Raw genomic sequence first — 21,856 nt, forward strand, 5'->3', positions numbered from 1 at the left:
TTACTCGCGGTTTTGATCTTCTTGTTCCTGATATTGATCACTCTCACTTGTATCCTGTCCGTCTTCCTGAGGAGGGCTGTTGTTTTCCTGAGACTGATCTTGCTCCATCTCTTTCTCTCTTTCTTTGTCTTCAGGATATTCAACCCGGCTATGATAAACACCAACCAGGATATTTAAGAAGGTTTCCTTAATCACCTGCAGATGGCGGAAAGTGAGTGGAGAATGGCTGAGTTGCCCTTCGGACACCCGATCATCTACCATACGGTTTACAAGATTCTCGAGCTTGCTGTAAGTCGGATTTTTCATAGCACGGGAGGCCGCCTCAATTCCGTCGGCGAGTAACAGAATGCCGGTTTCTTTGGTTGAAGGCAGGGGGCCATCATAGCGGAATTGATCTTCTTCCAGCCGGCTTTTCATTTCTTCATCTTCTTTGGCTTTTTCAAAGAAATATCGAATCACAGAGGTGCCGTGATGCGTTTTGATGAAGTCGATGATCACCTGTGGCAAATCATATTCCTGGGCCATTTTTACGCCTTCACTCACATGCGCCTTAATCACCATGGCACTCATTTGTGGCTTCAGCTTATCGTGTTCGTTGCTGCCTTTGCTTTGGTTTTCAACGAAATATTCTGGTTTTACCATTTTTCCAATATCATGGTAGAGTGCACCTACGCGACAGAGCAAAGAGTTGGCTCCAATAGCAGCAGCAGCCGTTTCTGATAGGTTGGCAACCTGCAAGCTATGGTGAAAAGTACCGGGAGCTTTGTTCATGAGTTCTTTAAGCAACGGCTGGTTGGTATCGCCCAGTTCGATTAAGGTAAAGTCGGTGGTGATGCCAAAAGCCTTCTCAAAAAGAAGAATCAGCGGGTAGGTGAACAAGATAAATACACTGCTGATAGCGATGTACATCAGGTCAGAGGCGAAAGCTTCCCATCCACTCATGGTGGCCAGCGTAAACGAGCCGACTACAAGGATGTAAGTGATGAAAACGATACCCGGAGTGGTAAAGAAAAATTGGGAGCGGTCTTTGATATCCCTCACAGAAAAAACACCGAGGCTACAAGCCGCAAAAGTGGCCACTACGAATTCAAAGCTGCTGCCATTAACAAGCCCCAAGAGGGCCGCCAGCGTTATGGAGGAGACGAGCCCTACACGGGAATCAAAGATGATAGTGAGTACAATAGGGGCAATGGCCACCGGAATTATATAAGGGTCTGCAATATCAAAATAGTTGATCAGGCCGGCGCCAAGTGATACCAATCCCATAATCAGGAAGACCAGCAAAAACATGGAATTGTTTGAGGTAATAGATCTACGGTACAGGTAAATGTACATGAAGAAGACAAAGGTGACGGCAATGATGATGACAATCTGGCCACCAAAACGTACCCATCGTTCAATATCGCTCGCGTTTTCTGCACGGGCCTCAGCCAGGCTGGCTAATACATTTGCTTTCTCCTCGGTAACAATATCACCCCGCCTAATGATAACCTGGCCTTGGGCAATGGCTCCTTTGGTTTCAGAGATAGAGGAAAGGGCATCCTGCAGGCGGTTTTGGGTGTCCTCCTCACTGAACAGATAATTTGGGCTAATCACTTTGTTGTAAAGCTCCATGGCAAGGCGCGCCTGCTCTTCATTCAACAGCCGGTTAAGGCGGAATTGTACAAATTCATTGGCTTCCCGGAGGTCCCTCACACGGCTGAGATTGACTGAGCGTTCGGTACTTTGCCGTGGATTTCGAACCGTAATTTTATCGTACTCAAGATTGTTCTTATTTCGGTCGATGATGCCTTGTTGCATCAGTTGGTCTATCAGCATTTCAAGCTGTTGTTTTACGCTTACGCCCACAAACTGGCCGGGCGCAAGGTTCTCACGCTGCACGCGGTCATAGCTTTCCAAAAGCAGTGTCCAGGACGATTCGGTTAAGTCGATACTGGATGAACTGATGTTCATTGCAAACTGCGTACTGTCCTCGGAAACGCTATCTGTACTTGTCCGTTTTGAAGATTGCCAGGTATGATAAGAGTCTAACACAGGACGGATTTCCCGGTAAATAGAATCCAGCCGGGTTTGGACGGTGATGGGAACGTTCGGATCAACCCGAAAAATAGGAGGAGTTTTCCCCCGAATTTCTTGTCGTTCCTGCTCAAGCTCATCTGCGGTTTTATTGATGGCAAAAGTAAAAGGAGCCGTCAGGTCGGCATCTCGCCAGGGCTGACCAGTGCTGTAACTAAAGCCGGATTTAACGGGATTTCGTGGTAAAGAAAAAGAACTGATAATAATGAAGATAAGCAGTATTAGTAACCGAATATACGGGTTACGCTTCAAGGCATAACGCTCTTGCTCCTTTTTCTTTTTATCACCAATCAGCGGGGCCAGTTCTTTTTTCTTTTGCCCCAATCCAAGTTTTTCGAGTAAGCTCATTAAGTAATTAAGTATGAGAATTCACTATGAGGATAATTAATCCGGAACTAATTTACAGTTATGAAGGCAGAATAGATAATGTGCAATTCAAGATTCAAAATTTAAAATGATAGATCAATTTTGAATGATAAATGCTAAATGTTGAATTAAGGTTGCCTTTGGCAAAATGGGTGCCAATCTTCTACATCTGCTAACTGCTAACTGCTAACTGCTAACTGCTAACTGCTAACTGCTAACTGCTAACTGCTAACTGTATATATGTCCTTCAAAACTAAAAAAAGTCTGGGCCAACACTTCCTTAACGACAAACTGGTCATCTACCAAATTATGGATGCCATCGGAGCTGAGGAAGCAGACCGTGTTATAGAAATAGGTCCGGGTACCGGAGCTTTAACGAAGTGGCTGGCAGAAAAGTTTAGTGATGTGCATGCTATTGAATTAGACGAACGAGCCATAAAGGTACTGGAGCAGGAAGTAGAGAATGTGGTCATCCACAAAAATGATGTCCTGAAGGTAAAATGGCCTGAAATGATAGCTCCGGATAAAAAGAATATCGTTGTGGGGAACCTGCCTTATTATATCACCTCACAAATTCTTTTTGATCTGCTTGAAAACCGTGAGTTGTTTTCAGAAGCGATCCTGATGATGCAGAAGGAAGTGGCCGAGCGTTTGGTAGCCGAACCCGCTACTAAAGAATATGGAATCTTAAGTGTGCAAACCCAGCTTTTCTGTTCTCCTGAAATTTTGTTTGATGTAGCTCCAAGATCATTTACTCCTCCTCCCAAAGTAACCAGTGCCGTCGTAAAACTGCACTTTGACAAGCCCGACTATCCTTTTGCTGACAAGAAACTAAAATCCATTGTACGCACGGCCTTCAATCAGCGCAGAAAAAAACTAAGCAATTCCCTGAAGCCGGTTTTGGGAGACGATGACTTACCCGAGGGTTTTAACTTTGATGACAGAGCGGAGCATTGGGCGCCTGACATTTATGCAAAGTTGGCAGAGCAGTTGAACCAGTCTGACAGCCTTTCCTGAAAACGATAGACTCTATTGCGTAAATAGTATTTATTTGGCTGATTTAAGCCCTTCCAAAAATTGGTTAACAGGTTTGGTACGGATGTTGCACTACGCATGGCGGAACAATGAAAGGGCAAAAGCCCGACAAAATTTAACTATTAACTTAAAAACGAACAGGAGTCATACACATGGCTAAATTCAAACCTTTAGGCGACCGCGTGTTGGTTCAGCCAGAACCTGCTGAAGAAAAAACCAGCTCCGGAATTATCATTCCTGATACGGCTAAAGAAAAACCGCAACAAGGTACAGTAGTAGCGGTAGGTGCCGGAAAAGTTGAGAACGGTAACAAGATTGAAATGAGTGTAAGCAACGGCGACAAAGTATTGTATGGAAAGTATGCCGGTACCGAGATCACTTTAGAAGGGGAAGAGTACCTGATTATGCGCGAATCTGATATCCTGGGAGTTGTCGCGTAAGCCCCTTTTAAATCACTTCAAGAAATTTAAATCTAAACTAAAAAGTATAAATAATTATGTCTGCTAAGTTAGTTCACTATGATGTTGAAGCGCGCGATGCCCTGAAAAAGGGTGTTGATAAGCTGGCCAACGCGGTTAAAGTTACCCTTGGCCCCCGTGGACGCAATGTTGTTATTGAGAAATCTTTCGGAGCCCCTACGGTAACCAAAGACGGTGTGACCGTAGCCAAAGAAATTGAGCTGTCCGACAAGATTCAAAACATGGGCGCTCAGATGGTAAAAGAAGTAGCTTCCAAAACCAGCGATAACGCCGGTGATGGTACCACTACTGCAACCGTATTGGCCCAGGCAATCCTGAGCGAAGGCCTGAAAAATGTTACTGCCGGCGCCAACCCAATGGAGCTCAAGTCAGGTATTGAAAAAGCGGTTAACACCATTATTGAAGACCTGAAGAAAATGAGCCGTGATATTGACGATCGTAAAGAGATCGCTCAGATCGGTACCATTTCTGCAAATAATGATGAAACCATTGGTAACCTGATTGCCGACGCTATGGAAAAAGTTGGCAAAGACGGTGTAATTACGGTTGAAGAAGCCAAAGGAACAGAAACCTACCTGGAAACAGTAGAAGGTATGCAGTTCGATCGCGGTTATCTCTCTCCTTATTTCGTAACCGATTCTGAGAAAATGGTTACCGAACTGGATGATCCGTATATCCTGATCTTCGACAAGAAGATTTCCAATATGAAGGATCTGCTTCCAATTCTGGAAAAAGTAGTTCAAAATGGCAATCCGCTGCTGATTATCGCTGAAGATATTGAAGGCGAAGCACTGGCTACGCTGGTAGTTAACAAGCTGCGCGGATCGCTGAAAATTGCTGCGGTTAAAGCTCCTGGCTTTGGCGACCGACGTAAGCAAATGCTTGAAGATATCGCCATCCTGACCGGCGGTACCGTGATCTCTGAAGAGCGCGGATACAAGCTTGAAAATGCTACGCTTGATTTCCTTGGACGTGCTTCTCGTGTAAGCATCACTAAGGACGATACCACTATTGTAGATGGTAACGGAAAAGATGATGACATCCAGGCGCGCGTTAACCAAATTAGAACTCAAATTGATAACACTACTTCTGACTACGACCGTGAGAAGCTGCAAGAACGTCTTGCCAAGCTGAGCGGTGGTGTTGCGGTACTGTATATTGGTGCTGCCTCTGAAGTAGAAATGAAAGAGAAGAAAGCCCGCGTTGAAGATGCCCTTCACGCTACCCGTGCTGCCGTTGAAGAAGGTATTGTACCCGGTGGTGGTGTAGCGCTGCTACGCGCATCTGCTGCCCTCGACAAACTCGAAGGCGCTAACAACGACGAAAACGTAGGTATCCAAATTGTACGCCGGGCTATTGAAGCTCCACTGCGTACTATTGCCAATAACGCCGGTGTGGAAGGAGCCATTGTGGTTCAGAAAGTACTGGAAGGCAAAGACGCTTACGGCTACAACGCCCGTACCGAAGTGTACGAAGACTTAATTGAAGCTGGTGTAATCGATCCTACTAAAGTAACCAGAACAGCTCTGCAAAACGCTGCTTCTGTATCCGGATTGATGCTGACTACCGAAGCTGTGATCTCAGACAAGCCTAGCAAAGGCGACGATGATGATGACAACGGCGGTGGCGGAATGCCAGGCGGAATGGGCGGCGGTATGCCCGGAATGGGAGGCATGGGCGGCATGATGTAATCCATCATTCCCCATAAATCTCGGCTAAGATTTAGAATCCCGCTCAATTAATTTTGGGCGGGATTTTTTTATGGGTTTGTTTTGGCAAGCGTGTTAATAAGCATAAAAAATCAATAGGCCCAGCTTTTAGTCAGGCGTAATTACTGTAAAAGTGAAGAGGATAGATAATTAGATTGCCATTTTCTCTTAGTCCCCGAATGGGGACAAACAATAATAGCCCAGGGTAAATCCACGTATGTGGATGCAACCCTGGGTAAACTATCCCAAAAGAAAAAACCCGAGGCTTGTGGAGTGTTAAGTTCTATATACTTGCCGAGGGTTGGCCAACCATGGCCTTGGGGGATGGGGTGCCCAAGCTTCGTTTGCAATTATTACACGCTTCACCTTCGGGGGCGAAGCTTGATGTTTCGTTTTTGGAACCCCGGGTTGCGCCTGCTAGCTCCCCCGCAAGCGGGGTAGCCTACACAGGCTTACCCGGGGCTAATATTGTTTGCCCTCATCGGGGGCTTTCTGTTCGGGCTTGTCATCGAAATATCTAACATATGTAGCAATGATAAATTTCATATCGAATTTACGTTAGATTAACTACATGTATGTCACAGTGCTGTAACAAAGGATGCTTCCCCCTCTGGAGTTATTCCTGTTAGTCGGTCATAAAAAGCCCCGTTAGTGACAGCATATTTGTAGAAGGAAAACCCAGAGGTTTGTAAAAATCAGTTCAGTCATCAACAGGAAGCAATAATAATCGTACTTTTAAGGCTGTTACTTTTTTAAAAGATTAAAAAGACAATCATCTGCATGTCCATCGTATTTTTCATCATTGGTTTGGTTTTATTGATTACCGGAGCCGAGCTTTTTCTTAATTCCGTTGATAAGTTTGGTATTGCCTGGAGGATTTCTCCGCTAATTATGGGCCTCACCGTGGTGGCATTTGCCACCGGCGCCCCAGAGCTGGCCATTAGCTTACAGGCTGCGGCAGACGGCCAACCCGACTTGGTACTGGGCAATATCATAGGCAGCAACATCTCCAACATTTTGCTGATTCTGGGTATCACCGGGGTGCTGGCCCCGCTTGCTATCACCAATAAAGTGATTAAACGGGATATCCCCATGGTGCTTGCTGCCAGTGTGCTTATGTATGTGTTGGCAATGGATGGATGGCTCACACCTTTAGACGGATTTATCATTTTGGCGGCCTTAGTAGCATACTCCATGTTTATTTACTTCCAGATAAAAAGCGATCGCAAAAAAAATACCGGGGAAGACTTGTCCAATGCAGCTCAGGAAATTCTAAAAGGGAGTCCTACTTGGTTCTACACCAAATATCTGTTTTTACTACTTGGGGGACTGGTCATGATTGTGGCCGGTTCGCGCCTGATGGTGGATGCTGCGGTAACGATAGCCGAAGTTTTGGGAGTATCAGAATTGATTATCGGGTTAACCATCGTATCTATAGGAACTTCATTGCCAGAAGTAGCTACCTCTTTATCCGCCGCTCGTAAAGGGGATTCGGATACGGCTATAGCCAACGTGCTGGGCAGCAACTTGTACAATATTCTACTTACGCTGGGGCTTACCATCGTGATTGCTCCGGGAGCATTGAGTGTATCTGCTGAAGCCATTCGTTTTGACATGCCGGTGATGATTATAGTGGTAGTAGCTTGCTTGCCGTTATTTTGGCCAGGAAAAGAATTGGGACGTGCCGAGGCAACCGGTTTCTTACTGTATTATGCTTCCTACCTAGGTTACCTGGTGCTACTTGCTATGGGACACGCCGTAGTTGATACCTTTGAGCTGGTAATGATATGGGGAATTATTCCACTTACCATCCTTTTAATCATTGTTAAATTTGTTATGGATCTTAGAGATAAAAAGATGGCAAGGAAAGAATAGTCTGGTGGGGTATGAGTACTTAGTAAAGGTTATTAAAGAGTGTTAATAAGTTGGAACCTACAGGCTTTAATACAGTTAGACTTGTAAACACTAACATAAAAACAGACAAATGAAGAAAACGATACTAAGTTTTTTGTTTTTAGGATTGATGACTTTTGCACTTCCGCTTCAGGCTCAATCTGCTGATGCCCATGAGAAACTGAAGAAGCATATCAATGAAATGGTTGAGCAGGTACAGGAAGAATCCGATGTACAACAAAAACGGGTAATGTTGAATAAATCCCTGGATGATCTTATTAAAGCGGTAGATCGGGTGGAATCAAATAAAATGGTTCCGGATTCTGACAAGAAAGCGCTGGCAGATTTTAAAGAAAGTCTGACCGACCGTAAAAATGAACTCAACGGAACCAATGGCTATGCCAAAGTGCCCGGCAATCAGCTTAATGATTATGCCAATTTCATTCAACAGGAAATGGAACAGGCTGATAAGGTGGTTACATTGAGCCTTACCACAGCACTGTTGATTGTATTAATCCTGTTATTACTTTAAGTAAAAAATAAATAAAGGTTTAAAGCGTGGTTTGTGCCGCGCTTTTTTTATGAAACAGTTATTCTATCTCATATCATGGATAGTTTGTTTGGCCGTTTTGGCAGGTTGCTCTGCGTCTGAGAAGGCGATGGATCTACGGCAAAAATCAAAACCTGAATATTCCATTATCTACATTATTCACGCGGATGCCAGTTACTCCTATCATATAAATGGTAAAAGATATCAGGCAGATGAAGAGGTATTGAGTGAAGCTAAGCAGGTAGCTGCCGGAGCCAAAAAGGGAGAAGTGTTTATTTTTCATCAGAAACGGGAAAAAAAGATATTAGGACTGTTTTCCCGTAAAGACCGACGTTGGTATCACTACAAAAATGGCAGGTTAGCAGAACAGGGAAAATATTCGCCTGAAGGAGGCGGGCTTCGAAAGGAAGCAGAAATCTATCAAAATAAAAGTACAGGCAAGGGTAACAACCAAAAGGTGATGCTCTATTTTGGGCATGAAGTTCCTTCAGAAACTTCATTGAGCTACCATCAATCTAGGCCTGAGCAGAGTTTTGATACCGAATTATTTAGTAGCCAATTACCGCTTTTTGAATCTTTCTTTGATCTCTTGGTATTGTCTACCTGCAATAATGGCAACCCTTTAATGATGGAGTCATTGCATGATAAAGCAAAATATGTGGTTGCATCACCCCGAAACCTACATCTTTCCCATTTGAGTAGCCGGAAATTGCAGTTACTTGAAAGCCAGTCTCAGGTTTCTACAGAAGCACTTTCCGACTCTATAGCGGTTGATTCCTTTGAATACCTGTCAAGTTTTCTTCAAACACGGGTTACGGTAGGGGTTTATGATATTCCAACCATACATACATATCTACCATCTTACGCGGAAACATATGAAGAGCATCTACAAACTTTTGAGCAGAAAACACTTTTCAGAGACAATACGGACTGTGTTCTCTTAGATTCATTCAAGGCAAATCCCATTCCTGAAAGGGGAACAAAATTATATCACAAACAACCTGCTTTTGGGGTGAAGGAAAAGCAAGCCTACCATTCCCCCTGGGGATGCAGAAACGCCAGCCAGAGTAACTAAGACTCTATCCTTCTAAAACCATTTCTGCGGTTCTGCTATCTGTAATCAGTACATCGATAAATTTGCCCCGCAAAGCACCTAATATAACTTCTCTTTTTTCTACGCCGCCCGCAATGCCAACTACGGTATCAATGGCTTTAATCTGATCAATGGTAATGCCGATGGTTAGGTCATCGAGGGTTGATGAAACCGGGTTTCCTTCCACATCAAAAAAGCGCAAAGCTATGTCGCCCACAGCCTTTGAGGCGGTAATTTCTTTATAAAGTCCCGGGGGCACTTCTTTGCTGTCTTCATCCAAAACGGGATTAGTTTGTATAGCACCCAAACCAACAAACAACCTGTTAATAGAAGGGAAGGTGCTCAGGGCAACTTTTACCTGCCGGTCATCCAACAACACTTCTTTCGCATTGGTGCTGCCAACAATGCCGGGTGCGGGAAGCAGAGTAAGCCGGCTGCCCAGTAGTTGAGAGAGCCGCCGCGAAATATCAGTGGTATGAGCTTTATCTTCCGGGGGGCCTACTCCACCAAGTGCTTGTACTATATGTGTATCTTCGGTTTGTTTGGGAGGCAGGGCATCTATTACTGCTTCAAGGGTGGTGCCCCAGCTTACCCCAATAGTGTCACCGTTGGAAATGGTACGGTGTAAGTAGTTGGCTGCGGCTGTACCAATTTGCTTCTTTAATACTTTGCCGGAAGCCTGTGTATCCGTTTCCACTATCAGGACTTCCTTGAGCCCAAACTTTTCCTCGAGATTTTTTTCCAGCTCAATAAAATTCTCCGTTGGAGAGACTACGGATATCTGAACAATGCCAACTTCGCGGGCTTGTTTCAGCAGTCGCGATACCTTGGGACGTGACAGGTGCAGCCTATTGGCTATCTGCTGTTGATTATACTCCTGTTCATAATACATGGAGCTTACTTTGGTAAGTAGCCGCTTTTCGACTGAATTATTTGCTCTGATCATAAAAGAACGTTCAAAATACAATTATCCGTGTGATGGCATATAAAAAAGCCAGCCTGAAAATACATAAACCAAGAGTAAGGATAAATGAAGCTTTACAGGCCTCTTAGTAAGTACGAATAATTTTTGTTAAGCACACTTCAAACCCATATTTCTGCGATAAATATTTTTTAAAGCATAAGTGAGATAAAATTGTATAGCTGTTAAGTACAAGTGGTTAATTAGTTTAAGAGGGATAAAAAGTTAAAAGCGCTTTCTTGTTGACAATGAAATATTATTTTTTAAATTGAGTGAGAACATTAATTCAGTAGTGAACAAATGTTCAAGTGCAGATTTCGGTTTCTTTTATGCTATGGATAATTGAGATCAACTGCCGGGATAAATCAATAGTAACTTAAGGGTTGGATCTACGAAACAGAAGGATTATAAATGTTAGCAAAAGTCACGAAGCCTAATCAATGGAGTACCCGTCAAAGCACAAGCTGGGAAGATTTATGGGTAGAAGTAATCAGCGGAAACAGAAAAGCACTTTCAGACCTGTATTGCTATTCCTATTCGCATCTTTATAAGTACGGATATAAAATTTACCCTGACAATGCATTGGTTAAAGATGGAATTCAGGAATTATTCCTGAATATTTGGGATAAGCGACAGAATTTAAGCGAAGCAAAATCAGTTAAATCCTATTTATTTTCATCACTGCGCAGAATCCTTTTACGCCGGCTGCAAAAAATGCGAAACCGCACTAAACGTAATCACGACTATAATCAGGATTCATTTGAACAAATTTACAACATTGAAGAGTTATTGATTCATTTTGAGACCGAGCGTCATAAAAAAGAACAATTAATGGTAGCGCTTCGAGCACTTACTAAGCGCCAGAAGGAAGCTATATACTTAAAATTCTACAGCGGGCTTTCAAACAATGAGATATCGGAAGTCATGAATCTAAATAAGCAAAGTGTATACAACCATATTTCAAAAGCCATTAGCCGAATGCAAGAATTTATAAAGGTTTAGTTTGGAAGATCGGTATGGCCTGATTCATTTTGAGTAGATTTATGGAATGAAGACCTCTTTAGTAATAAGGAGGTACTATTTTGACCGATGAAGAAAAGGATTTAAATGAATTGATAAACAATGAGTCATTCTTGCGTTGGCTGAGAGGAACAAGTTCATCAGCAGAAACAAAGAAATGGCAAAATTGGCATGCAGAAAGTGTTAAGAACTGGAAATTGACGAGAAAAGCAAAAAAAATCATCAGCATGCCTTTCAATAATCCAGAAATACCTGCAGATGAAGAGTGGAATGAAAAGGACAAATTTGACAAACATTTTCTACGATTAATTAAATATGGAAAAACTTGATTAGGCAACACTGAGGTATCGGCTGAAATAGAAGCGTGTTTTGCAAAATTTTGGGAATACCGAAATCGATTAAACAATGTTTTGCATAAAGAGCTGTAATCTTTTTTTACAAAAATGAGTAGATAATATTTATCGGTGTCTCTTTAAAAAAAACGGATAGACAACATAATCAAAAAGCGAAAGTGTAAAGATTTTGGAAGCGCTTTTTAATCTTGTGATTTATGCGGTATTATCTCACGGTGATACCTGTAATTGGAGGTCATCAGGCAATAAAAAGTAGCTGTCTATCTAAGAAATTGATTTCAATGAGTGGTTGTAAGTATTCATTAATTAAACCTTTAGAATATGAATACTTAAATCCATTTCAGGTATTCTTTTTAACTGAGCTTATTAATTATTCATGTAAAGAATTAAATCTATGCATACTATCTACAATTATTTTAATACGTTAAGGGCGTTTCCTGTATGGGTACTCCTGTTTTTGTTAGTGTTGGGAACAGGTGCGGTACAGGCACAAAATTCCGGCAGAATCACAGGTTTGGTTACGGATGAAAGTTCTGGTGAGCCTTTGATTGGTGCAAGTGTTATGATAGAGGGAACCAGCCTTGGTGCAGCCACATCTGTGGAAGGAGAATATACTATTCGCAGGGTTTCGCCGGGCGACTACACTTTATTAGTTGCATATATTGGTTATCAACAACAGGAAATACCTGTTACCGTAACTGCAGGTGAAACGGTAGAAGTGGATGTTAGTCTTTCAAGTGTTGCCGTAGAGGGTGAGGAAATAAATATTACAGCCCAGGCTTCAGGACAAGCGGGAGCCATTAACGAGCAATTAGCTTCTAATACTATTACGAATGTGGTGTCAGCGGAGAAAATTCAAGATATCCCCGACATTAATGCAGCAGAATCAGTTGGGCGTCTATCTGGTGTTTCTGTTGTGAGAAGTGGTGGTGAAGGCCAAAAAGTAGCTATTCGCGGATTATCACCCCAGTATAACGTTGTGATGGTGAATGGTGTCCGTATGCAGTCTACCGACCCAAATAATCGCAGTGTGGATCTCAACATGATAGCCCCTAATGTTTTATCAGGTATCTCAGTTACCAAAGCATTAACGGCAGATATGGACGCAGATGCGGTAGGTGGTACGGTGAACCTGAAAGTAGGTAAAGCGAAAGAAGGCTTTCATGCAAATTTTTCAATGCAATCGGGATATGCATCTATGGCTTACACTCCCGAAGAAACGTATGGCAATTATCGGCTGTCAGGTCTGGTTACCAATCGTTTTCTTGACAGCAAGTTAGGGGTGCAGGTTTCTGGTTTCCTGGATGATCAAAACAGGAATGCCGATGTATTGGGTAGTGGATATTATACCAATGAAGATAATATAGAGGACGGATTTGTGCCGCTGTATCTGTCTAATGTTACGATCAATGACAGGGTTACAAACCGCCAGCGAGCCGGAGGAAGCCTTGTATTGGATTATGAGCTTGAGAACGGTTCATTAATATTGAATAATTTTGTAAGCAGCCTAAATCAGCATCAGGTAACCCAGAACAATACGTTTACAACAGGTTATGACTGGAGAGGCTGGACCACAACTGGTGAATTTACCAACACAGTTATCAATAATGCGCTTCAGGGCGAATTCGAATTTGGTGATATTCAGATGGACTTTTCACTGTCTAATTCGATTTCGTTGCAGCGTACTCCCAACGATTTAAGATCTGATATTAGACCCGAGTCAGGTGGAGTACAGGGGTTGAGGAGTGACTCTGCTAATCTGAATCAAATGAATCCAACTAATTTCCTGAATGCGGTTACTGTAATACCAGAAGGTAAAATTGTAACCGGTGTAAGCTCATTTAGCCGGGATGTGAATGTAGCTGCTCAGGCGGCCGCACTTAATTTACAGAGACCTTTTAATCTTACTGATAATGTAACTGGTTATGTGAAGGTGGGTGGTAAATATGAGCGTAATACCAGGGACAATGACGAGGAAGTATTATATATTGATACAGACAGGGGAGGTCTTGCTGGGAATTTTATTGATCTTTTAAAAGTCGAATGGCCAGAACTTGGCTTGGAGGAATCTGATTCGCACATACCCGATGCTCTGTTTAGAGATCCGGATTATAAAGTAGAAAGTTTTCTTTCCGGGAATGAAGGAATCACCGGGGAAAGATTCTATGACTTAACGTCTATTGATAAAATGAAAAGGATGGAGCAGATAGCCAGAGACAATGGTTACTATCTTTCAGCTCCGTTAGGTTCTAATGTATATGACTATGATTATACCCGGAACTTTCATGCCTTTTATGCAATGGCTGAAATAAATATTGGTAAATATGTCACCTTGCAGCCCGGGATCAGATATGAGCAATTTGGTTTCGATTATACAGCAGATTCTACCGTTGTATTTGGTCGGTTAACCACGCCTGGTGAAAATTATTATAACTCAGAGACCATAGAAAGCGATGTTACCGAAGGTGAAAACTGGTTTCCGCAAATGCAGGTTCGCATTAAACCAACAGATTGGTTAGATGTACGCTTAGCCCGCACTGAAAGTATCATCTATCCGGATTATCGTGCCATCTCTCCTTATGTATATTTTGATACCTATGCTTCTCCGAGCTTAAACTTGGGTAACCCCAGTCTGAAGCCTTCTACGAGCGATAATTACGATGCATACCTATCAATATATGAAAATCATATTGGGTTATTTACAGCAGGGGTTTTCTATAAGAGCATAGAAAACTTTATTGTACCTATTGAATATTTGACAAAAGATGCTTCTAAGATTAACAATCGGGTTAGCTTACCACAGAACGGAGATCCTACCACTATTAATACCTGGACGAACTTAGAAAGAACCTCCAATGTAAAAGGGGTTGAGTTAGAGTGGCAAACCCATTTCTGGTACTTGCCAGAGGTATTACAGGGGCTGGTTTTCAGCATTAATTATACCCATATACAATCTGAGACCTATTATCCCAACTATTACACAGAAAGAAGAGGAAATCCTCCTTTCTTTCAGTATGTAACAGTAGATACCGTAAGATCAGGTAGATTACTTAACCAGCCGGATGATATTTTGAACCTAACCGTAGGTTATGATCTCGGAGGGTTTTCTGCCAGAATCTCTTATCAGTACACGGATAATATTTTACGTGGCATCAACTCAACCTATGATGAGCTTGATTCCTACACTGCGCCTTACAAGAGATGGGACTTTACCGCTCGCCAAAAGCTTCCTTGGTTAGAAGGACTTGAAGCCTATTTGAATGTAAATAACATCACTAATACCCCAGATCGTCAATTTAGCAGCACCAGGAGAAAACTATCCAATGTGCAGTACTATGGACGAACAGCAGCCTTGGGCGTTCGATATTCATTTTAAATAAAGTTTATAGTCTAATTTAAATCATGCTGAATAACAGGAGGTGAAAGATCAATATAGAAGCGAAATACGTAACTAATTTAATACACAAACAACCATAAGAGGTATATATATAATGAAGAAATTTATACTACTTTTACCCGCTTTTATCCTTGTGCTGGCCACCAGTGTGTCGGCACAGGTGACACTTGATCCTGCAGTAGCGGTCAATGCTCAGATTGCAGCAGACACCACAGCAGATGGATCTCGTACTGAAACAACCTACTTGGCTGAAGCCGGTCAATACTATTATTTTGACGGAACGTTGGAAACCAACTTTGATCTGCAGATCCTTGGACCCGACGGTGATACCTGGATTTTCGACCAGGAAGATCCACCGGTATTTTTCCAATTTCCAGCTGCTGACGGTAGCGCAAGAGACATGATTAACTTAAATGAAGGCGGAAGTGTTGAATTGCGAAACGCTATATTCACCGGTCTGCTTCCAAATGATGTTAACATCTCGTCTATTGTTCGCAACTTTGCCGGATACAAAATGATCTTTGATAATAATGTTTTCACTGATATTAGAGATCACACTACCAGAAGTACTGGTGCACTTGAGGAATTTACCGTCACCAACAACCTCTTTATCAACATGGACCGAAGAGGTGGTTCTCCATTCGGTGGCATGCCTTTCCGTATTGATGCAGAAGTTCTGGAATTAACCTTCGAGAATAACACCCTCTTTAATGGAGCCCGTACATTTGGTAACGGTGGTGACTTCTTTACTTCAGAAATGACCGAGATCCACAATACTCTTGTTAATCAGCAAGTTAATGGTCATGAGCTTCACTGGTTTTCTGCCAAGCAGGCCAATAATATTTATTACAACTGGAGCTGGAGAGGTCGTGATTTAAGAACAAACGGTTACGAAGCTCCCTTCACCACGTTTGAAACACATGCCGGTGTAAAAAACAATCTTGACTCGGTTGCAATATACCAGGGCTTTAATGCTTTTTACCTGGACCCAGCTATTAGTAACTATTGGGAAGATACCATCAACCCAATGAGAGCTGATGACTCTGCTCATGTTAGACAAAGTTATCTATGGAATGTAGATGTTGACTCAACTATTAGTGCTGACGACAACTTTACCATTGGTAAAAACTACTGGCAATTGGATCCCAATTTTGATGTGAATCCAACCAAAATTGATAGCATGAATGGATGGAATCTGGCTAACTGGACAGATGCAACAAATTATTCAGACTGGCGAATTACCCCACCTATCACATGGAATGCGGATGGTACACCTAATAAAAACTGGCCTATCGAAATGGATTTGAGTTATTCCAATGAGAATTTAGTAGGTACAGATGGATTACCGCTTGGTGACTTGAACTGGTTCCCAGATGCTAAAGCCGACTATATGGCCAACAGAGACACTTACCTGGCTGCATTGGAGGATTCAATGACAACTGCAACCTTTGTGTACGAACCAGGTGATAGCTTGTCTGCATTTATCACCATGGACAACTTGCCAACCAGCATTGAGTCAAATAACTCAAATATTCCCAATAAATTTTACTTAAGTGAAAACTATCCGAATCCGTTTAACCCGGCTACTACTATTAAATTCGGATTGCCATCACAATCAAAAGTTACTTTGAGTGTGTTTAATGTATTGGGTCAAAAAGTATTTGAATTTACTGAGGGTAGCTTATCAGCAGGAACCCATTCAGTAAGGTTCGACGCTTCCCAGTTAAGTAGTGGAATGTACATTTATCGTATACAGGCTACGGATGCAAGTGGAACGAACCATATCTCATCCAAGAAAATGATGCTAATCAAATAATCAGCATCATCTGAGTATTACATCAAGAGTTTCTCCAAACCAAAGTTTGGAGAAACTCACTCAAAAGCTGATAAAAAAGTATCAGCTTTTGAGTGAGTTATTAACTTGAGCAAAAAGGGGATCTATGATTAGGAAGATAAAATTTATAACATTATTGTTAATTGCTATGGGGATATTTCCCTATGCACAGGCCCAAGAGGTAGTGACAACCTTCGACCTCAACGGAGCCGACGGGACTTTATATAACGACGAAAACCGGGGTGCAGATTTCCCCGGAGGAGACCGAAGCAGTCTTGAAATCCGATATTGGGATGAGGTTCGTTTTCGCGCTTCTATGGTGCGGTTTGATGTAAACGCCGTAAACAGCTCTCCGGATGGCGCAGTGCTTGGTCTATACCCAACCTCTGCCGGTAGTATGGGGGCAGACAGTTTGACCTTTACGATTTACGGTTTAACCAATGAATCGGAAGATAATTGGGATGAAGGATCGTTCAGCTATAATGAAGCGCCTGGATTTGAAGCTGCTGCAAATGGCACGTATGCCATCAATGAAGATTTGGATTCACTGACGACCATTACGGTCTATAACAATCTCACTGATACCTACCTGTATTCGGAGCCAAGCGCCGAGCTTGATGCGTTCATCAACAGCGATACCAACGGGCTCGTTACCTTTGCTATCGTTAAAACCTATTCGACTGAATCAGGCAGCTATGTTATTAGCCCAAAAGAAGCAGGGGAATCAGTGGCTCCCAAATTGGTATATCAATCCGAAAATGGAGAACCGGTTTTACCGAATACCGAGCCCAGCATTACATTGGATAGCCCTACTGACGGAGCGAGTTACGAATCGAACAATACCCTCACTGCAAGTGCTTCGGCGAGCGATTCCGATGGAGAAATTGCGAGCGTTTCTTTTTACCTGGACGATACCGAAATAGGCTCTGTGAATGCCAGTCCGTTTGAATACGAGATCGATTTAAGTATGTATGCTTTGGGATCGCATGAATTTTATGCAATAGCTGAAGATAACGATGGAGCGGTAGCAAGTTCAGATACAGTTATGTTTGAGATTACTGAAGCTATTGGGGGTAGTGATGCAGAAATGGTCACCACCTTTGAACTAAATGGAGCTGACGCCGCCATTTATAATGATGATAACAGAGGCGCGGATTATACTGGTGGAAACAGATCCGATCTTGAAATTCGCTATTGGGAAGAAGTACGTTTTCGGGCTTCAATACTGCGATTTGACGTGAGCAATGTGAGTAGTACTCCCAATGGTGCTGTGATTGGTTTCAATCCCACCTATGCCGGTAAAATGGGGGCAGAAAGTTTGACCTACACGATTTACGGGATGACCGATGAGTCGCAGGATAATTGGGATGAAGGATCAGTAAACTACAGTTCAGCGCCTGGATTTGAATCGGCGGCAAATGGCACGTATGCCCTCACCGAAAACATGGATTCACTAACCACGATTACAGTGTATGCCGATAGTACCGGCGCTTTCCTATATTCTGATCCTAGTACTGAACTCGATGCGTTCATCAACAATGATAGCAATGGGCTGGTTACCTTTGCGATTATAAAAACGATATCGACCAATTCTGATTACTATGCGATGAACTCTAAAGAGGCCGGCGTGTCGGTTGCTCCCCGACTTGTGTATCAGTCTGAAAATGGGGAGCCGGTGTTACCAAACTTTGAGCCATCCATCACGCTGAATAGCCCGGAAGAAGGCATGGTTTATCAATCAGACAGCACGCTTACCGCACGTGCAACGGCTATCGATTCCGATGGAGAAATTGCAAGCGTTTCTTTTTACATGGACGGTACCGCGGTGGCCAACGTGACATCGAGTCCTTATGAATCTGAGATTGATTTAAGCATGTATGCATCAGGCTCTTATGAGTTTTATGCTATAGCCGAAGACGATGATGGAGCGACCGCAAGCTCCGATACGGTCACAATTGATATTGTAGGAGGCAGCGGAGCCGGGTCATCAGAGATGGTAACCACATTTGATTCAAATGGCGCCGACGTGACTTTATTTAACGATGAAAACAGGGCAGGTAGTTTTACCGGCGGAGACCGGACCGACCTTGAAGTTCGATATTGGGAAGCTGTGCGCTTTCGTGCTTCTATGTTGCGGTTTGATGTAAGTAGTGTTAGCGCCGCTCCGGATGGTGCCGTAATCGGGATTAACCCTACCTATGCAGAAAATATGAGCGATGAAACGTTATCGTTCACCATTTTCGGTTTAACAAACGAGGCGGAAGATGAGTGGGATGAGGGATCGATAAGCTATAATTCAGCCCCTGGGTTTGAATCTGCTATAAATGGTAGCTATGCTATCAACGATGATTTGGATTCACTGACTACAATTACCGTTTATGCTGACAGCACCGGTACCTTTTTGTATTCCGAACCCAGCGATAAGCTTGATGCCTTTATCAGAAATGATAACAATGGGCTTGTTACCTTTGCGATAATCAGGACGTATTCAAACAATTCTGATATTTATGCGATGAGCTCAAAAGAAGCCGGAGAGTTAGTAGCTCCACGGCTCGTGTACAAGTCGGAAAATGGAGTACCTGTGATACCGAACCTTGAACCTAATATCACCTTAAGCCGACCAGCAGACGGCGTCAGTTACGAATCAAACAGTATGCTTACTGCTCTTGCCTCAGCCAGCGATCCTGATGGTGAAATTGCAAATGTATCCTTTTATATGGATGGTAACGAGATTGGCTCTGCAACATCCAGTCCCTATGAATACGAGATTGATTTGAGTATTTATGAACTGGGTTCCTATGAATTTTTTGCGATAGCAGAAGATGATGACGGGGCATTAGCAAGTTCTGATACGGTCACATTTGAAATCATTGAAGGTAACGGAGGAGGATCTGAACTGCCTGCAAGAGTGATGGAAGATATTGACCGCGGACTTATTGCCATCGACCGAGGGGACGACATATACCTCTCCTGGCGTCTGCTTGGAAAAGAAGCGCCGGATCTCGGATTTAATATCTACCGGGATGGAACATTGGTTAACAGTGAACCGATTACTGACCGGACAAATTATGTAGACGCTGATGGAAGTGCAGACGCTAACTACTCGGTAATTCCAGTTGAAGATGGTACAGAACTATCTGAATCGGAGGCTACTGCGAGCGTTTGGGCAAATTCCTTCATTGATATTCCTCTGAATATTCCTGCCGATGGTACCCATGGGGGCAGCTATTCTCCCAATGATATGTCGATTGGGGATCTGGACGGCGATAACGAATACGAATTAGTCTTGAAATGGTATCCATCAAATGCAAAAGATAATGCACAGGATGGTCTCACCGATCAAACTATTTTGGAAGGCCTCGAATTAGACGGTACGAGTATGTGGAGAATTGAACTGGGTGATAATATTCGCTCCGGTGCACATTATACTCAGTTCATTGTGTATGACTTTGACAGCGATGGAAAAGCAGAAGTTGCTTTGAAGACGGCTCCTGGAACAAGGGACGGGGAAGGAAATTACCTCAGTACAGGGCCGGCCGCAGACGATGATGATGCCGCGAGTTATGTTACTAATACTGGCCGGATTATATATCCAAGCCCAGAATACCTGACCATTTTTGAAGGAGCAACCGGCAAAGAGTTGCAAACAGAATTGTATAGTCCTCAGTACGATTTCAAAAATAACCCTGAAAACTTCTGGGGCGATGGCTATGGCAATAGATCAGAACGGTATCTAGCCGCTGTTGGATATTTCAACGGGGAAAGTCCAAGCTTGGTCATGTCCCGTGGATATTATGAAGGATATGTTGTCGCAGCATGGGACTGGGATGGTGAGAACTTAACAAACCGTTGGAACTTTGAAGCCGGCCCATGGAGCTCTGATCCATATGGCGGACAGGGGAACCATAACATTGCCGTAGGAGATGTTGATGAAGACGGAAAAGATGAAATAATGTTTGGCTCTGCAGCTATCGATGACGACGGTACGGGATTGTATACCACCCGAAACGGTCATGGCGATGCCGGGCACTTGGGGGATCTGGATCCTGACATTCCAGGACTGGAATTCTTCATGCCTCATGAATGGAGCGGACCAGGCCTGTCGTTCAGGAATGCCGGAACCGGAAGTATGATCTGGGAAGTACCCAGCGATGACGATGTTGGCCGTGGGGTGGCTGAGGATATTTCTGCTGAATATCGCGGTGCAGAAGCATGGGGCTTAGGCGCATATAATGCGAAAGGGGACCCAATAGACCTTTCACCACCATCAGCCAATTTTGTTATCTACTGGGATGGTGATGTTACCCGCGAATTACTAGACCGCAACTATATCGATGATATGGAAAACGGCCGGATATTTACTGCAGATGGTTTTTCATCAAACAATGGTACTAAAGCCACACCGAATCTCAGTGTAGATCTGTTTGGAGACTGGAGGGAGGAAGTGATCTTTCGTAGTGACGATAACACCAGCCTGCGAATATTCACCACCTCTGATACCTCAGATGTGAGACGCTATACCCTGATGCACGATCCTCTATACAGGATCAGTATCGCATGGCAAAATGTGGCCTATAATCAGCCACCACATGTTGGGTATTACATGCCGGACGGCTCTCCGCAGCCAAATATCATCTACCCGGATGAATATGTGAGTGTAAGTATTAATCCGGAAGGTAAAGATGGTTCTGTAATTAAGGATTACAAGTTACAGAACTACCCGAATCCGTTTAACCCAACCACGAATATTAGTTTTTCTCTACCTGTTTCAGGAGATGTGAAATTGGAGGTGTTTGATATAAACGGTCGATTGATATCCACGATAGTCAACGAACGAATGACCTCTGGTACTTATTCACGAACCTTTGATGCTTCAAATCTGGCAAGTGGTATCTATTTCTACCGCTTGAGAACATCCGATTATACCCAGGTAAAGAAAATGATGCTTATCAAATAACCAGCCTTATTTAAGAACTACATTAAGAGTTTCTTCAAACTTTGTTTTGGAGAAACTCTTTTTTATTTAAGCCTTTTCTTATCAGAGATTCCTCGTTTGTTTTTCAGTTTACCATATCTGAATTCCAAGTGAC

Annotated in this window: 13 protein-coding genes; 11 read left to right on the top strand and 2 right to left on the bottom strand. The window is 43.1% G+C overall.

The window, feature by feature from the left end:
• On the bottom strand, positions 1-2,424 hold the full coding sequence (locus FN815_RS05975) for an HD family phosphohydrolase (protein ID WP_142453716.1): 2,424 nt from the start codon (positions 2,422-2,424) through the stop codon (positions 1-3).
• Between the two features lie 258 nt (positions 2,425-2,682).
• Here FN815_RS05975 and rsmA point away from each other — a divergent pair, with 258 nt between their 5' ends.
• From rsmA to FN815_RS06005, 6 genes are all read left to right on the top strand, one after another.
• A complete protein-coding gene (gene rsmA, locus FN815_RS05980) occupies positions 2,683-3,459 on the top strand; it encodes a 16S rRNA (adenine(1518)-N(6)/adenine(1519)-N(6))-dimethyltransferase RsmA (protein WP_142453717.1) in 777 nt (258 codons plus the stop codon).
• 170 nt (positions 3,460-3,629) lie between these two features.
• Positions 3,630-3,917 (top strand): co-chaperone GroES, encoded by a 288-nt coding sequence (gene groES, locus FN815_RS05985; RefSeq protein ID WP_142453718.1) that lies wholly within the window; start codon positions 3,630-3,632, stop codon positions 3,915-3,917.
• Between the two features lie 56 nt (positions 3,918-3,973).
• A complete protein-coding gene (groL, locus tag FN815_RS05990) occupies positions 3,974-5,647 on the top strand; it encodes a chaperonin GroEL (protein WP_142453719.1) in 1,674 nt (557 codons plus the stop codon).
• A 798-nt stretch (positions 5,648-6,445) separates the two neighbouring features.
• The gene (locus FN815_RS05995; protein WP_142453720.1) at positions 6,446-7,540 is read left to right on the top strand and encodes a calcium/sodium antiporter; all 1,095 of its coding nucleotides are present in this window, start codon (positions 6,446-6,448) and stop codon (positions 7,538-7,540) included.
• 109 nt (positions 7,541-7,649) lie between these two features.
• Positions 7,650-8,090, top strand: a complete 441-nt coding sequence (locus FN815_RS06000; protein WP_142453721.1) for a hypothetical protein — start codon at positions 7,650-7,652, stop codon at positions 8,088-8,090.
• 127 nt (positions 8,091-8,217) lie between these two features.
• Complete coding sequence (locus tag FN815_RS06005) at positions 8,218-9,183, top strand: hypothetical protein (protein WP_142453722.1); 966 nt, start codon at positions 8,218-8,220, stop codon at positions 9,181-9,183.
• 4 nt (positions 9,184-9,187) lie between these two features.
• On the opposite strand, the gene FN815_RS06010 is transcribed toward FN815_RS06005, so the two are convergent.
• Positions 9,188-10,147: a sugar-binding transcriptional regulator gene (locus FN815_RS06010; RefSeq protein ID WP_142453723.1), complete on the bottom strand. Its 960-nt coding sequence runs from the start codon at positions 10,145-10,147 to the stop codon at positions 9,188-9,190.
• Between the two features lie 426 nt (positions 10,148-10,573).
• Here FN815_RS06010 and FN815_RS06015 point away from each other — a divergent pair, with 426 nt between their 5' ends.
• The 5 genes from FN815_RS06015 to FN815_RS18850 all read left to right on the top strand — a co-directional run bounded on the left by FN815_RS06015 (position 10,574) and on the right by FN815_RS18850 (position 21,723).
• A complete protein-coding gene (locus FN815_RS06015; protein ID WP_142453724.1) occupies positions 10,574-11,164 on the top strand; it encodes an RNA polymerase sigma factor in 591 nt (196 codons plus the stop codon).
• A gap of 80 nt (positions 11,165-11,244) precedes the next feature.
• Positions 11,245-11,511: a hypothetical protein gene (locus tag FN815_RS06020; RefSeq protein ID WP_142453725.1), complete on the top strand. Its 267-nt coding sequence runs from the start codon at positions 11,245-11,247 to the stop codon at positions 11,509-11,511.
• 418 nt (positions 11,512-11,929) lie between these two features.
• Positions 11,930-14,911, top strand: a complete 2,982-nt coding sequence (locus FN815_RS06025; RefSeq protein WP_142453726.1) for a TonB-dependent receptor — start codon at positions 11,930-11,932, stop codon at positions 14,909-14,911.
• A 115-nt stretch (positions 14,912-15,026) separates the two neighbouring features.
• Positions 15,027-16,748 carry a T9SS type A sorting domain-containing protein gene (locus tag FN815_RS06030; protein ID WP_142453727.1) on the top strand — a complete coding sequence of 574 codons (1,722 nt, stop codon included), beginning with the start codon at positions 15,027-15,029 and terminating at the stop codon, positions 16,746-16,748.
• Positions 16,749-16,872: 124 nt separating this feature from the next.
• Positions 16,873-21,723 (top strand): rhamnogalacturonan lyase family protein, encoded by a 4,851-nt coding sequence (locus FN815_RS18850; protein WP_185957185.1) that lies wholly within the window; start codon positions 16,873-16,875, stop codon positions 21,721-21,723.
• The last annotated feature ends 133 nt before the right edge of the window (positions 21,724-21,856 follow it).

The organism is Gracilimonas mengyeensis, from assembly GCF_900182705.1.
In the GTDB taxonomy this organism is placed as follows: domain Bacteria; phylum Bacteroidota; class Rhodothermia; order Balneolales; family Balneolaceae; genus Gracilimonas; species Gracilimonas mengyeensis.